The sequence below is a fragment of the Bradyrhizobium sp. WYCCWR 12699 genome (assembly GCF_032144035.1).
Classification (GTDB): domain Bacteria; phylum Pseudomonadota; class Alphaproteobacteria; order Rhizobiales; family Xanthobacteraceae; genus Bradyrhizobium.
This window is the reverse complement of the sequence record NZ_JAVTJN010000032.1, coordinates 552,697-565,265: the sequence shown is the minus strand read 5'-3', so window position 1 is coordinate 565,265 and position 12,569 is coordinate 552,697. Positions and strand designations below refer to the sequence as shown.

General features: G+C 65.6%; 15 protein-coding genes. 9 read left to right on the top strand and 6 right to left on the bottom strand.

The window, feature by feature from the left end:
• Window positions 1-111 precede the first annotated feature (111 nt).
• Entirely contained in the window at window positions 112-651 is a 540-nt protein-coding gene (locus tag RPS27_RS17520) for a disulfide bond formation protein B (RefSeq protein ID WP_212065875.1), read from the top strand.
• A 3-nt stretch (window positions 652-654) separates the two neighbouring features.
• Here RPS27_RS17520 and RPS27_RS17515 read toward each other — a convergent pair whose 3' ends face one another.
• Window positions 655-1,743 (bottom strand): AbrB family transcriptional regulator, encoded by a 1,089-nt coding sequence (locus RPS27_RS17515; RefSeq protein WP_212065876.1) that lies wholly within the window; start codon window positions 1,741-1,743, stop codon window positions 655-657.
• 97 nt (window positions 1,744-1,840) lie between these two features.
• On the bottom strand, window positions 1,841-2,131 hold the full coding sequence (locus tag RPS27_RS17510) for a PsiF family protein (protein WP_194405816.1): 291 nt from the start codon (window positions 2,129-2,131) through the stop codon (window positions 1,841-1,843).
• 206 nt (window positions 2,132-2,337) lie between these two features.
• On the opposite strand from RPS27_RS17510, the gene RPS27_RS17505 reads away from it, so the two are divergent.
• Window positions 2,338-2,829 (top strand): hypothetical protein, encoded by a 492-nt coding sequence (locus RPS27_RS17505; RefSeq protein ID WP_211418713.1) that lies wholly within the window; start codon window positions 2,338-2,340, stop codon window positions 2,827-2,829.
• Window positions 2,830-2,875: 46 nt separating this feature from the next.
• Here RPS27_RS17505 and RPS27_RS17500 read toward each other — a convergent pair whose 3' ends face one another.
• Complete coding sequence (locus tag RPS27_RS17500) at window positions 2,876-3,424, bottom strand: TetR/AcrR family transcriptional regulator (protein WP_211418712.1); 549 nt, start codon at window positions 3,422-3,424, stop codon at window positions 2,876-2,878.
• Window positions 3,425-3,531: 107 nt separating this feature from the next.
• Between RPS27_RS17500 and RPS27_RS17495 the strand changes: the two genes are divergently transcribed.
• The 5 genes from RPS27_RS17495 (at window position 3,532) to RPS27_RS17475 (ending at window position 6,334) form a co-directional block, all read left to right on the top strand.
• Window positions 3,532-3,960 (top strand): acyl-CoA thioesterase, encoded by a 429-nt coding sequence (locus RPS27_RS17495; protein ID WP_212065991.1) that lies wholly within the window; start codon window positions 3,532-3,534, stop codon window positions 3,958-3,960.
• Between the two features lie 3 nt (window positions 3,961-3,963).
• Window positions 3,964-4,440 carry a PaaI family thioesterase gene (locus RPS27_RS17490; protein ID WP_212065878.1) on the top strand — a complete coding sequence of 159 codons (477 nt, stop codon included), beginning with the start codon at window positions 3,964-3,966 and terminating at the stop codon, window positions 4,438-4,440.
• A 44-nt stretch (window positions 4,441-4,484) separates the two neighbouring features.
• Entirely contained in the window at window positions 4,485-4,868 is a 384-nt protein-coding gene (locus tag RPS27_RS17485) for a CidA/LrgA family protein (protein WP_212065879.1), read from the top strand.
• Entirely contained in the window at window positions 4,865-5,587 is a 723-nt protein-coding gene (locus RPS27_RS17480) for an LrgB family protein (protein WP_211418709.1), read from the top strand. Before RPS27_RS17485 ends, RPS27_RS17480 begins: the two co-directional genes overlap by 4 nt.
• 87 nt (window positions 5,588-5,674) lie before the next feature.
• Window positions 5,675-6,334: a DsbA family protein gene (locus RPS27_RS17475; RefSeq protein WP_212065880.1), complete on the top strand. Its 660-nt coding sequence runs from the start codon at window positions 5,675-5,677 to the stop codon at window positions 6,332-6,334.
• Window positions 6,335-6,432: 98 nt separating this feature from the next.
• Here RPS27_RS17475 and RPS27_RS17470 read toward each other — a convergent pair whose 3' ends face one another.
• The 3 genes from RPS27_RS17470 to RPS27_RS17460 form a co-directional block, all read right to left on the bottom strand.
• Window positions 6,433-6,639 carry a hypothetical protein gene (locus tag RPS27_RS17470; protein ID WP_194405823.1) on the bottom strand — a complete coding sequence of 69 codons (207 nt, stop codon included), beginning with the start codon at window positions 6,637-6,639 and terminating at the stop codon, window positions 6,433-6,435.
• Window positions 6,640-6,721: 82 nt separating this feature from the next.
• The gene (locus RPS27_RS17465) at window positions 6,722-7,792 is read right to left on the bottom strand and encodes a phospholipase (RefSeq protein WP_212065881.1); all 1,071 of its coding nucleotides are present in this window, start codon (window positions 7,790-7,792) and stop codon (window positions 6,722-6,724) included.
• A 34-nt stretch (window positions 7,793-7,826) separates the two neighbouring features.
• Entirely contained in the window at window positions 7,827-8,798 is a 972-nt protein-coding gene (locus tag RPS27_RS17460) for a S1C family serine protease (protein ID WP_211418707.1), read from the bottom strand.
• A 283-nt stretch (window positions 8,799-9,081) separates the two neighbouring features.
• On the opposite strand from RPS27_RS17460, the gene RPS27_RS17455 reads away from it, so the two are divergent.
• On the top strand, window positions 9,082-10,500 hold the full coding sequence (locus tag RPS27_RS17455; protein WP_211418706.1) for a M20 family metallopeptidase: 1,419 nt from the start codon (window positions 9,082-9,084) through the stop codon (window positions 10,498-10,500).
• Window positions 10,501-10,761: 261 nt separating this feature from the next.
• Window positions 10,762-12,552: a peptide ABC transporter substrate-binding protein gene (locus tag RPS27_RS17450; RefSeq protein WP_212065882.1), complete on the top strand. Its 1,791-nt coding sequence runs from the start codon at window positions 10,762-10,764 to the stop codon at window positions 12,550-12,552.
• Window positions 12,553-12,569: the final 17 nt, after the last annotated feature.

Below are 12,569 nucleotides of genomic sequence, written 5' to 3'. Positions count from 1 at the left end.
GCCATGGACAAAGCGGGGTCAACCCGCGCCAAAGTGATGTCCGCCGTTCTCGACAGCCGCATGGACCGGAGCTAGAGGCTAAAGGGCGCGACCCCCAGGAAAGAGGCTGCCGTGACGACCCAGAGTGCCGCCATACCTGCATTCAAGCCGGCTGCCGGCGGCCCTGCGCTGACGGCCTCGCTGCTCGTCACGCTGATCGCAGCCGTGACCATCGCGGGCGCCTGGTTCTTCCAGCTTGTGCTGGAGATCCTGCCCTGTCCGCTCTGCCTGGAGCAGCGCTATGCCTATTACCTCGCGATTCCCCTCGGTGCGCTCGCGGCGCTTGCCGCGCGAAGCGGCGCGCCGCGGCCGCTGCTGCTGGCGGGGCTCGCAATCCTCGCGCTCGCGACGCTCGCCAATGCCGGGCTCGGCACCTACCATTCCGGCGTCGAATGGGGATTCTGGAAGGGGCCGACCGATTGCACGGGTCCCGTCGTCAACCTCGGCAACGCCGGCGATCTCTTTTCTCGGCTCGATACCGTGAAGGTGGTGCGCTGCGACGAGGTGCAGTGGCGCTTCCTCGGCCTCTCGCTCGCCGGCTACAACGTGCTGATCTCGCTGCTGATGGCCGCGATCGCCGTGTGGGGATTTGTGCGGACGGCGCAGCGCTGAAGCTCAATCGTCGACGTCGTCCTGGGTGCGTCCGAACAGGTGCACGATGCCTGGCGTTGCGATCGTCACGAACACGAAGCGCGACAAATGGTGGGCGCCGACGAAGATCGGGTCGATGTGCAAGGTCAGCGCCAGCGCCAGCATGGCATCCATCGCGCCCGGCGCGAAGGCGACCACGACGTCGGAGAATTTGACCTGCGTGGTAAGCGCAATGATGCCGACGAAAATGGCGGAGACGGCGATCGCGACCGTGAATGAGCCCAGCGCCGCGCTGAGGTGACCGGCGAGCGTCTTGATCCGCATCCGCGCGAAACGGCTGCCGATCAGGGCGCCGATCCCGACCAGCGCCACGCCGCGCACCCAGTCCGGCAGGCCGCCCTCGACCCAGCCCGCGCCATGCAGCACGCTGGAGGCGATCATGGCGCCGAACATCCAGCTCGCCGGAAACCTGATCAGCCGCAGGACCAGCGCCATTACAAGTGAGGCCGCGGCCAGCTCCACGAGGTCGAGCGGCGAGGCAATGATCGACGTCGTCAGCGACGGCGCGGCGGAGGGGGCGACGCCCGCGAGCGCGAGCACGATCGGCAGCGCGGCGGTAAGGATGATGACGCGCATGGTCTGCACCACCGCGATGCCCGGCAGGTCGGCACCCCGCTCGACCGCCAGGATCGTGATCTGCGACAGGGCGCCGGGGCTGCCGGCCAGGAAGGCCGAGGTGCGGTCCCAGCCATGGATGAGCTGGAGGTAATAGCTCGAGCCGAAGGTCGAGCAGAAGGTCGCGAGCGCAAGCAGCCCGATGGTGAGGGGATAGGCACTGAGCTGCTGCAGCAGATGGCGCGAGACCACCGAGCCCAGCGAAATCCCGAGCAGCACCAGCACGGTCTGGGTCAGGAGCGGCGGCAACGACAATTGGCGGCCGGCGATGGCAGCGATGCCGACTGCGATCATCGAGCCCGAGATCAGCCCGCCCGGCAGGCCGGCGAAGAGAAACACCAGGCCTCCGGCGGTGCCGATGACGAGCGTCTCCGCCGTGCTCAAGAGCTTGGCGCGGCTCGGCCATTCGAACGGCAGGGAGGCGGTGATCTGCTTCACGCCGCCTTATCGCAAATCGGCGGGAGGCGCACAATTGCAGGCTCGTCATGCCGCAATGCGCGCGCCTCGCGCCGGCGCGCGTGGAGGGTCGCGAGGGTTACTTCTTGTCGGCGGCAGGGGCAGCGGGCGCGGCGGTGCCGGACCTCGCTTCCTTCTTGCACTCGCGACGGAATTTCTTGCGCTCCTTGCCTTTCAGGCCCTTGGCGTCCGCCTGCTTGGAGCACTCGATCGACTCGGCCGTGCGCTCCTTCGTCGCCTTCGCGGCCTCGGTCTTCACATCGGTCTTCACATCGGTCTTGGCCGCCGGCGCGGTGGTCTGTGCGAAGGCGGTGCCGGTGACGAGCAGGGAGGCGAGGGCGACGGCGGCGAGGCGGGAGGCGAGGGTCATGGTGTTGCACTCTATCTTGCGAGAATTGCGAGGGATCGCGAACGTCGGCTCGGATTGCTGAACGCGACATGAATAATCTGAACGAGGCCGTCACTATATTTTGGCGGCAGAAGCCGTCGCATCCTTGTCGCAAGCAGCCGACACGCTAGGATAGCAAGTGTTATTTCACTTCCCCGTCGGGAGAAGACCAAGGAGGAGACCCAGGGATGACCATTCAATCAAAATGGCTGTGCGCGGTTGCGTTGTCGGGATTTGCGGCGCTCGCGCTGTCGGCACCGGCGCAGGCGCTGACCTCGCAGGAATGCAGCGCGAAATATCAGGCTGCCAAGAAGGACGGCTCGCTCGGCACGATGAAGTGGAATGACTTCCGCAAGGCCCAGTGCGGTGCGGATGCGACGCCGGCCGCCGCGCCGACTGCGGCTGCGCCCGCTGCTCCGGCCGCTCCCACTGAACCGAAGCAGGCGAAGAAGGAGGCGGCCCCCGCCGCCGCGCCGACCCTGCCCGCCGGTCCCGCGATCTATCCGAACGCGGTCGATCCGAAATACGCCAAGGAGACCCCCGGCAAGGCACGGATGCACACCTGCGTCGACCAGTACAATGCTAACAAGACCACCAACGGCAATGGCGGCTTGAAGTGGATCCAGAAGGGCGGCGGCTATTACAGCGAATGCACCAAGAAGCTGAAGGGCGCCGCCTGAGTTTCGACATGACGCGATGGCCGGAGCAAAGCTCCGGCCATCTTGCTTAGTCCAGCAGCTTCTCGGCCGATTTCGCCACCAGCTGCGATCGCTTGCGCGGGCCGCGCTCGACGAACAACAGGCTCTGGCCGAAGATGAAGCAGTAGAACAGGAAGGCCTGTGCCTCGGCCGCCTCGGCGTCGAGCCCGGTCGCGCGATAGAGCTCGGCCACGTGCTTGAGCCGCGCGGCATCGACGCTTGCCACGGCCGCCGCGGCGGTCTCGTCCGAGCGGGCCCATTGCCGGATCGCGAGCTCGATCGCCATGGCTTCCGGATTGAGCCGCTCCGAATAGAGCTGGATCACCGCCTTCAGCCGTTCGCGGGGCTCCTCGCCGTCGAGGCGCGTCTGCTGCGCGATCGACGCGGCGCGGCCCTCGCGCCAGCGCTGCAGCATGGCCTCGAGCAGCGCTGCGCGGTCGGCGAAGCGGCGGTAGAAGCCGCCCTTGGTGACGCCGAGATTCTTGGCGAGCACCTCGACCCTGACACCCTCGACCCCCGAGCGGGCGAGCTCGGCAAACCCAGCCTCGACCCAGACGTCGCCCCTGCCGTCGCTCATGAAGTAGGCCTCTCGGATTCTTGATACGGTGCCGTATTGCTAACCCGCCGCCACCCTGATACGCTACCGTATCAAAATCAAAAGACGCACGAGGGCAGGGAATGGCGATGGAGCAGGAGGCAACCTATCGCGGCACGGTCTATCCGTGGCAGTGCGATCACGTCGGCCACATGAACATCATGTGGTATGTCGGCAAGTTCGACGAGGCCAACTGGAATCTGTTCGCGCGCCTCGGACTGACGCCGAGCTACTTGCGGTCCTCCGGCCGCGGCATGGCCGCCGTGCAGCAGAACATCACCTACCGGCGCGAGCTGCTCGCCGGCGACATCGTCGAGATCCGCAGCCATCTGCTCGAGGTTCGCGACAAGTCGATCCGCTTCCGGCACGACATGACGAACGCCGAGACCGGCGAGATCGCCGCGATTTGCGAGATCACTGGCGTGCACATGGACCGGAGCCAGCGCAAATCGGCACCGTTCACCGATGCCGTCCGCGAGACCGCCTTGCGGCATCTTGCCGAGCCGGCCGAGGCCTGAACCATGGCCGCGTTCGAGCCGAAGAACCCGGGCTATCGGGCAGCGGCCATCGCCATGTTCGATGCCCAGCCGGCGATGCACACCCTCGGCATCGTGATTGTCCGCCTTGCACCGGGCGAGATCGAGCTGGCGATGCTGCATTCGCCTGCATTCACCCAGCAGAACGGTTTTGTTCACGCCGGCATCATCACCGCCGGGCTGGACAATGCCTGCGGCGTTGCCGCCTTCACCCTGATGCCGCGCGAGGCGGATATCCTCACCGTCGAGTTCAAGACCACGCTGCTGGCGCCGGCCCGGGGCGAGCGCTTCGTCTTCAAGGCCGAGGTCGTCAAGCCCGGCCGCACGCTGACCTTCTGCGAGGCCAGGGCGTTCGCCGAGCATGACGGCAAGATCACGCCGATCGCCACGATGACAGCGACGTTGATGGCGATGCTTCCGCGCATTGCTGCCTCGCCCGCGCCGGCCCCGTCCGGCGCATAGCCGCGATTGACAAGCCTGCCGGCCCATCCCTTCATGCGGCGGTCATGCTTGCAAGTCTCGGCCTCATCCTGCTGTGCCAATTGATCGGCGAAGCCGTCGTGCGCGGCCTCGGCCTGCCCCTGCCGGGCCCCGTGCTCGGCCTGCTGCTGCTCCTGGTCCTGCTGCTCGTGCGCGACCGGGTTGCGTTGATCGCGCGCGGGCCGCTCGGCGGCGACGGCGTGGAGACGGCAAGCAAGGGCCTGCTTGCCCATCTCTCGCTGCTGTTCGTGCCGGCCGGCGTCGGCGTGGTGCAGAAGCTCGATCTCCTCGCGGCCCACGGCATCGCCATCGTTCTGGTGCTCGCCCTCTCCGTGGTCGTCACGCTGCTTGCGACCGTGCTGACCTTTCGACTGGTCAGCCGCCTGTTGAAGCAGCAGGACGCGCCATGAGCGACAATCCGTTCTCGCTGTGGGTCTATCTCTCGCAGTCGCCGCTGCTCTGGCTGACCGTGACGCTGCTGGTCTATGCGGCCACGGACGCGGTGTCGCTGGCGACGCGACGCCATCCGCTAGCCAATCCCGTGCTGCATGCGATGTGGATCATCGGCGCGTTCCTGCTGCTGACCGGCACGTCCTACACGACCTATTTTGCCGGCGCACAATTCGTGCATTTCCTGCTCGGGCCTGCGACCGTCGCACTCGCCGTGCCGCTCTACGAGAACCGCAAGCGCGTGGTCGCCTCCATCGTGCCGATGCTGGTGGCGCTGGTCGCGGGCTCGGTCACCGCCGTGGTGTCGGTGGTGCTGCTGGCCGAGCTTGCCGGCCTTCCCCGCGAGGTGGTGCTGTCGCTTGCGCCGAAATCGGTCACCGCCGGCGTTGCCATGGGCATCGCCGAATCCCTGCATGCCGATCCCTCGCTGGCGGCCGTCGCGGTGATCCTCACAGGCATCATGGGCGCCATCATCGTGACGCCGCTGATGAACCGCACCGGCGTCACCGATTACCGTGCCCGCGGATTCGCGGCCGGCCTTGCGGCCCATGGCATCGGGACCGCGCGGGCGTTCCAGGTCGACGAGATCGCGGGCGTGTTTTCGGGTATCGCCATGAGCCTGAACGCCTTGGTGACCTCGTTCCTGGTCCCCCTGGCCGTCACGCTGCTGGTGCGATGACATCGCCGCCGCGACACTCTATATGACCTGTAACAATTCCCAGTCCCGAACCGTATCGACGGAGATGGGACCGAAACGGGACGAGATATGGCCGGAATCAAGAACAAGGCATTTGAGCCGACGCGGCGCACGGCTCTGACGCTGATCGGGGCGAGCGCCCTTGCGGCGGGCGGGATCAACTCTGCGCTGGCAGCCGCTGGTGACGACGAGGTGCTGACCGAAGCCAAGGTGCTGCGCGATCCCGATACGCCCGTCGCCGGCAATCCCGATGGCAACATCACCATCGTCGAATGGTCTGATTATAATTGCCCCTATTGCCGCAAGCTCGAGCCTGAGCTGCGCCAGGTCGTTCAGGACGACGGCAAGGTGCGACTGGTGATGAAGGATTGGCCGATCCTCGGGCCGGTCTCGGTCACGGCGGCGCGGTCCGCGCTCGCGGCGAAATTCCAGGACAAGTATCATAAGGCCCATGACGCCATGATGGGCGTCAGCTCGCGCCTGACCGAGTCGCGCATCAACGAGCTGCTGGCGGCGGCCGGCGTCGACATGGACCGCCTGAAACGCGATCTTGCCGGTCGTGGCAGCGACATCGATGCGCTGCTCAAGCGCAACAACGAGCAGGCCGAGGCCTTCGGCTTCAACGGCACCCCGTCTTTCATCGTCGGCAAGTACCGCGTGCCCGGCGTGCTCAGCATGGCCGAGTTCGAGCAGGTCATCGCCGATGCTCGCAAGGCCAAGATGAACTGACGCGCACGGCGTCGATCGGCGCCGACACGTCGACCGCAGCCAACACAAAGGCGCCGCCGCGGTGTTCGCGACGGCGCCTTGTTCATGATAAGGCGTCGTTACTTCGACGAGATCCGGACCCAGTCCTTGTGCGCGCGATCGCGCAGCGCATCCCAATCCGCCTTCGCCACGTCCCAGTTCACGATGGTGCGATTGGTGGTCGCGACCTGGCCGTTGGCGACGGACGACGTCTGCATGGAATCATAGACGTAGACGCCGCCCGCGAGCAGCAACGCGCCCAAAATCATTCCTAAAAACGTCTGCATTTGCGAACCTCCGGTGACGGGCGATAACGTCGGCCCGATCTGATGGTTCCGCGGCCATGCGGCGCATCTAAGGAAAGGTTGTTCACTTTCCATTCAGCCACTGCATCAGCGCCGCGTTGATCTCGCGCGGATAGGTGTGGCTGAGATCGTCGATCTCTCGATAGGTAACATCGGCGCCGGCGGCTACAAGCGCCGCCTGCGTCTGGCGCGCTGTCTGCACGGGAAACATCCAGTCGAGCCTGCCGTGGGTGATGAAGATCGGCAGCCTCTGCAGGCGCGTGGCGTCCGCCATCTCCGCCATCAGCGGATGGAAGGTTGCCGAGACCGGGGCGAGATGGGTGAAGGGCGAAGCGGCCTCAAGCCCGCTCACGTAACAGAAGGTGCCGCCATCGCTCATTCCGGTCAGCAGCATGCGCGAGGCATCGACGGTCCAGCGGCTGCGCACGGCTTCGAGGATGCGCATGAGATTGGGCGTATCGACGTCATCGCCCATCAGCGCCCAGGTCGGGCCTATCGCGGTCGGCGCCACCAGGATCGCGCCGAGGCTGCGCGCATCGCGTAGCCAGCTCCACAGAAAACCGCGTCCGTTGCCGCTGCCGCCATGTTGCGCCATCACCAGCGGCATGGCGCGATCCTGCGTGTAATATTCGGGCACATAGACCGAGAAGCCGCCGCGGCTGCCGGGCTCGTTGTGATCGTGCAAGATGCCGGTGTCTTCGCGTGTGCCGGCTTCGAGCCGGGATAACAGGTCCGCATCGTCGCGATGGGCGGCGTTGAGGAAGAAGCTGCTTACCGGCGGAAACTGCCCCGCAAGGGGATAAAGCGCCTCCTGCGCGCGCGGCAGATGGCGCAGCGCGCGGAACACCGCGACGAGATCGCCATGGCCGCGCTCGACCTCACGGATGCCGGCAAAGGCGGCGAGCGTCTCGTCGCAGGCGCGATTCAGTTGCGCGCGCAAGCCGGCGAACTGCTCCGGCCAATCGCCCATCGCAGCGCGTGCCGCCTGCAGCGCCTCGTCCGGCGTGCCGATTGCATTCATGACGGAGGCAAACGCCGGGGGATGCAAATGCCGGGCGAAGAAGCCGAGCGCCTCCAACGCGTTGAGCAGCGGCGGAAGCGCGGCCACGATGTCGTCGATCACGGCCTCGCTCATTGCAGCTTCCTTGGCGGCGTCCTTCAGCGGGGAGTCAATGCAGCTTCGGTGCCTTCAACAGCTTGAAGCGATCGGTCGAGGTCACCGTGACGTCGAAGGTGACGCCTTCGTGGTGCACGGTCAGCGGCACGTCGACACCGGCGGCGCCGAGCGACCACATCTTCTTGTAGAATTCGGTCTGGCTCGTGACCTTGTCGCCGTCGACGGCGAGGATGACGTCGCCGGTCTTGAGCTCGGCGCGCGCGGCCGGGCCGTTGGCGGAGATTCCGATCACCACTACGCGGTTGTCGATCTCGGTCGAGAACAGTCCGAGCCAGGGCCGCGCCGGCTTGTTGACGCGGCCGAACTTGCGCAGATCTTCCAGGATCGGCTTCAACAGGTCGATCGGCACGATCATGTTGACGTGCTCGGCCTTGCCGTCGCGTTCGCGATCCAGCTGAAGCGAGCCGATGCCGATCAACTCGCCGCGCTCGTTGAGCAGCGCGGTGCCGCCCCAGTTCGGATGCGCGGGATAGGTGAAGATGGCTTCGTCCAGCAGGTATTCCCAATAGCCGGCGAATTCCTGCTTGGCCACGATCTGGCTCGCGACGGAGCGCGTGCGGCCGCCGGTGCCGCCGACCACGACGCGGTCGCCGATCCGGGTTGCTGCCGAGTTGCCGAGCGGCAAGGGCTCGACGTCGAGCGCACCGAGCGCCTGCACGAGGCCGAAGCCGGTGACGGAATCGAAGCCGAGCGCATGCCCTTCGACCACCCGTCCGTCGGCGAGATGCAGCCACACCGATTCCGCCTCGGTGATGAGATAGCCGATGGTGAGCACGAGGCCGTCATCAATCACGACGCCGTTGCCGGCGCGTTCGGTGCCCAGCGTCTCGGCGCTGAAGGCGTCCGGCGGGATGATGGCGTGCAGGCCGACGACGGATGCGAGCGCGCGGTCGAGATCGAAACCGTAGTCGCTCGCACGCGGCTGATTGGCCGGCGGCACTCTCCATTCGGTCAGGGTGGTCATGGAGTTCTCCTGGCTGAGTGCATCGCTCCGGGATTGCTGCAGAGCGGCGCGCGACGCACGCATAATTTAGGCCGGAGGAGGCCGTCTTGAAAGCCTCGTTCCCCAACAATTCGTGAGAACGCCGCGTGAAATCTTCGAAAGGCGCGGGGAACGCGCACGGCGGCAGGCGTCCCCTCGATCCGGCATGTGCCGCATGGCTGCTGTCCGGCGAGGTGCTAGGCGCCGTGCGGTGAAGCTGCTAACCATTGCCGCTTCGTTTGACCAAGGGATCACGGATCGAAGCATGGACAACCGCAGCGACATCTGGCGTGGCATCGACACGATCAAGGCGCGTTTCATCGACCTCAGCGACAAGGTCTGGGGCATGCCCGAGGTGTGCTACACCGAGGCGCGGTCCGCCGCCGAACATCTCGCCGAGCTGCGCCATCAAGGTTTCCGCATCACCGAGAACGTCGCCGGCATTCCGACCGCGGTGATGGGTGAGTGGGGCGAGGGCGGTCCGGTCATTGCCTTCATGGGAGAATATGACGCGCTGCCCGGCCTCAGCCAGGAAGCGGGTGTCGCCGAGCATCGTCCGATCGAAGCCGGCGGACACGGCCATGGCTGCGGTCATAATCTGCTCGGTTCCGCCGCGCTGCTCGCCGCGACCGCGGTGAAGGACTGGCTCGCCGAGAACAAGGTGCCCGGTCGCGTGCGCTATTATGGCTGCCCGGCTGAAGAGGGCGGCGCGGCCAAGGCCTTCATGGTGCGCTCCGGCGCGTTCGAGGACGCCGACATCGCGATCACCTGGCATCCGCACAGCTTCTGGGAGGTCGCGGTGACGCCGTCGCTCGCCAACACGCGTGCGGACTTCATCTTCACCGGCCGCACCTCGCATGCCGCGGCCTCGCCGCATCTCGGCCGTTCCGCGCTCGATGCGGTGGAACTGATGAATGTCGGCGTGAACTACATGCGCGAACACATGCCGAGCGATGCGCGCGTGCATTATGCGTTGCTCGACACCGGCGGCATCGCACCCAACGTGGTGCAGGCCCATGCGCGGGTGCGCTATTCGATCCGCGCACGTGATCTTCCCGGCATGAACGAGCTGGTCGAGCGCGTGTCCAAGATCGCGCAGGGCGCGGCGCTGATGACGGAAACCAAGGTGGAGATGAAGATCATCTCCGCGGTCTCCAACATCCTGCCGAACGCGCCGCTGGAGCAGGCGCTGCACCGGGTCATGGAAGAGCTCGGACCGCCGCATTTCGATGATGCCGACAAGAGCTTTGCCGGCCAGATCCGCGCGACGCTGAGCGACAAGGACATCGCGTCCGTCTATTACGCGATCGGCATGGAGCCGACCGATCGGCCGCTGGCCGACTTCCTAGTGCCGCTCGATGCCAAACGCAACCCGCTGGTCGGCTCGACCGACGTCGGCGACGTCAGCTGGGTGGTGCCGACCGTGCAGGTTCACGCACCGACGGTTGCAATCGGCACGCCCTTCCACACCTGGCAGGTGGTGGCGCAGGGCAAGAGCCCGCATGCCCACAAGGCCATGGTGCAGGCGGCCAAGGCGATGGCCGGTCTCGGCATCAAGGCGCTGTCGGATCCGGAGCTGATCAAGGCGGCGAAGGCCGATTTGAAGAAGCGGACGGCAAAGACACCTTATGTCTGTCCGCTGCCGGACCACGTTGAGCCGCCGCTCGACATGTCCGTGGCGTAGAATTTCGCCTCGATATTTCGTCTGATCCGGCGAACAAATTTTTCGCAGTGCAGCGTGCAATCCAGCATGTTTTGATGCTGGATTGCCGAACGGATGGGCTGCAGAACGCAGTTTTGCCCAACGGACAGCCAGAAGACCGTTTGCATACACACGGTCCCAGTTGACGCGCCCCCCATTCGGTGTGCCATCTACTGCCAGCTAATTGGGCGGCTCCTTATCACGGCCGTCTTCATCATGATGGGAACCAGACGGGGGACAACCATGCTGGATAAAGAACTGCGTTCGATGATCGGCCAGGTGAAGGACGGGCGAATGGATCGCCGCGCCTTCATCAAGCACATGGCCGCGGTCGGCTTCACCGCCCCCCTGGCCAACCAGATCCTCGCGCTTGGCGGCGTCGCCATGGCGGAGGGCGCCTCGACCTACAAGCCGACCAAGCGCGGCGGCGGCGGTGCGCTGAAGCTGTTGTGGTGGCAGGGTCCGACCTTGCTCAATCCGCATTTTGCCACCGGCACCAAGGACCAGGACGGTGCGCGCCTGTTCTATGAACCTCTCGCCTGCTGGGATCCCGACGGCAACATGAAGCTGGTGCTGGCGGCGGAGATTCCGTCGATCCAGAACGGCCTGCTCGCCGCCGACGGCAAGTCGGTGACCTGGAAGCTGAAGCCCGGCGTGAAGTGGCACGATGGCCAGCCGTTCACGGCTGACGACGTCGTGTTCAACTGGGAATACGCCAAGGATCCGGCGACCTCCGCGCTGACGATCGCGACGCTCCGCGACATCACGGTCGAGAAGGTGGATGAGCTCACGGTGCGCATCGTCTTCAACAAGCCGACGCCGTTCTGGGCCGACGCCTTCGTCGGGGCGCCCAACACCATCATCCCGAAACATCTGTTCAAGGACTACACGGGGTCCAAGTCGCGCGAGGCGCCGACCAACCTCTCGCCGGTCGGCACCGGCCCCTACAAGTTCGTCGAGTTCAAGCCGGGCGATCTCGTTCGCGGCGTGCTCAACCCCGATTATCACATGCCGAACCGTCCCTATTTCGACTCGGTCGAGATGAAGGGTGGCGGCGACGCGGTCTCGGCCGCGCGTGCGGTGATCCAGACCGGCGAGTATGATTTCGGCTGGAACATCCAGGTCGAGGACGACGTGCTGTTGCGCCTGGAGAAGGGCGGCAAGGGAAAGACCGTCTATGCCGTCGGCGGCGACACCGAATTCATCGCACTGAACTTCACCGATCCCAACACCGAGGTCGACGGCGAACGCTCGTCGATCAAGACCAAGCACCCGCTGTTTTCCGATCCGGCGGTGCGCAAGGCGCTGTCGCTGCTGATCGATCGCGAGTCGGTCAAGAAGGCGATCTACGGCCGCGCCGGCCGCACCACCGCGAACTTCCTCAACGGGCCCGAAAAATTCGTGTCCAAGAACACCTCGTGGGAATTCAGCATCGAGAAGGCCTCGAAGATGCTCGACGATGCCGGCTGGAAGCCGGGCGCCGACGGCATCCGCGAGAAGGACGGCAAGAAGCTCAAGCTCGTCTACCAGACCTCGATCAACGGCCCGCGCCAGAAGACCCAGGCGATCGTCAAGCAGGCCTGCCAGAAGGCCGGCATCGACGTCGAGCTGAAATCGGTCGTCGCCTCGGTGTTCTTCTCCTCCGACGTCGGCAATCCCGACACCTACTCCAAGTTCTACGCCGACATGGAGATGTTCCAGATCCCGCTGAGCCAGCCGGATCCGTCGCAGCACATGCGCCGCTATCTCTCGACCCTGGTCGCCACCAAGGAGAACAAGTGGCAGGGCACCAACTTCCCGCGCTGGGTCAACAAGGAGTACGACGCGACCATCCAGGCCGCGGACGGCGAGATGGATCCGGTCAAGCGCGCTGCGCTCTACATCAAGGCCAATGACCTCATGTACCAGGACACGGTGTTCATCCCGGTGCAGCATCGCCTGAAGGTCGAGGCGGCCGCCAACAACCTGCGGCCGGTCGTTTCCGGCTGGGCCAACGAGACCGACAATCTGTTCGACTGGTACCGCGAGGAATGATCCCCCAGCGCTAGACG

Bases quoted from the DNA above. Each gene is read 5' to 3' on its own strand.
- RPS27_RS17510 (WP_194405816.1), bottom strand. From the start codon at position 2,131: ATGACCCTCGCCTCCCGCCTCGCCGCCGTCGCCCTCGCCTCCCTGCTC.
- RPS27_RS17505 (WP_211418713.1), top strand. From the start codon at position 2,338: ATGACCATTCAATCAAAATGGCTGTGCGCGGTTGCGTTGTCGGGATTT.
- RPS27_RS17500 (WP_211418712.1), bottom strand. From the start codon at position 3,424: ATGAGCGACGGCAGGGGCGACGTCTGGGTCGAGGCTGGGTTTGCCGAG.
- RPS27_RS17495 (WP_212065991.1), top strand. From the start codon at position 3,532: ATGGAGCAGGAGGCAACCTATCGCGGCACGGTCTATCCGTGGCAGTGC.
- RPS27_RS17490 (WP_212065878.1), top strand. From the start codon at position 3,964: ATGGCCGCGTTCGAGCCGAAGAACCCGGGCTATCGGGCAGCGGCCATC.
- RPS27_RS17485 (WP_212065879.1), top strand. From the start codon at position 4,485: ATGCTTGCAAGTCTCGGCCTCATCCTGCTGTGCCAATTGATCGGCGAA.
- RPS27_RS17480 (WP_211418709.1), top strand. From the start codon at position 4,865: ATGAGCGACAATCCGTTCTCGCTGTGGGTCTATCTCTCGCAGTCGCCG.
- RPS27_RS17475 (WP_212065880.1), top strand. From the start codon at position 5,675: ATGGCCGGAATCAAGAACAAGGCATTTGAGCCGACGCGGCGCACGGCT.
- RPS27_RS17470 (WP_194405823.1), bottom strand. From the start codon at position 6,639: ATGCAGACGTTTTTAGGAATGATTTTGGGCGCGTTGCTGCTCGCGGGC.
- RPS27_RS17465 (WP_212065881.1), bottom strand. From the start codon at position 7,792: ATGAGCGAGGCCGTGATCGACGACATCGTGGCCGCGCTTCCGCCGCTG.
- RPS27_RS17460 (WP_211418707.1), bottom strand. From the start codon at position 8,798: ATGACCACCCTGACCGAATGGAGAGTGCCGCCGGCCAATCAGCCGCGT.
- RPS27_RS17455 (WP_211418706.1), top strand. From the start codon at position 9,082: ATGGACAACCGCAGCGACATCTGGCGTGGCATCGACACGATCAAGGCG.
- RPS27_RS17450 (WP_212065882.1), top strand. From the start codon at position 10,762: ATGCTGGATAAAGAACTGCGTTCGATGATCGGCCAGGTGAAGGACGGG.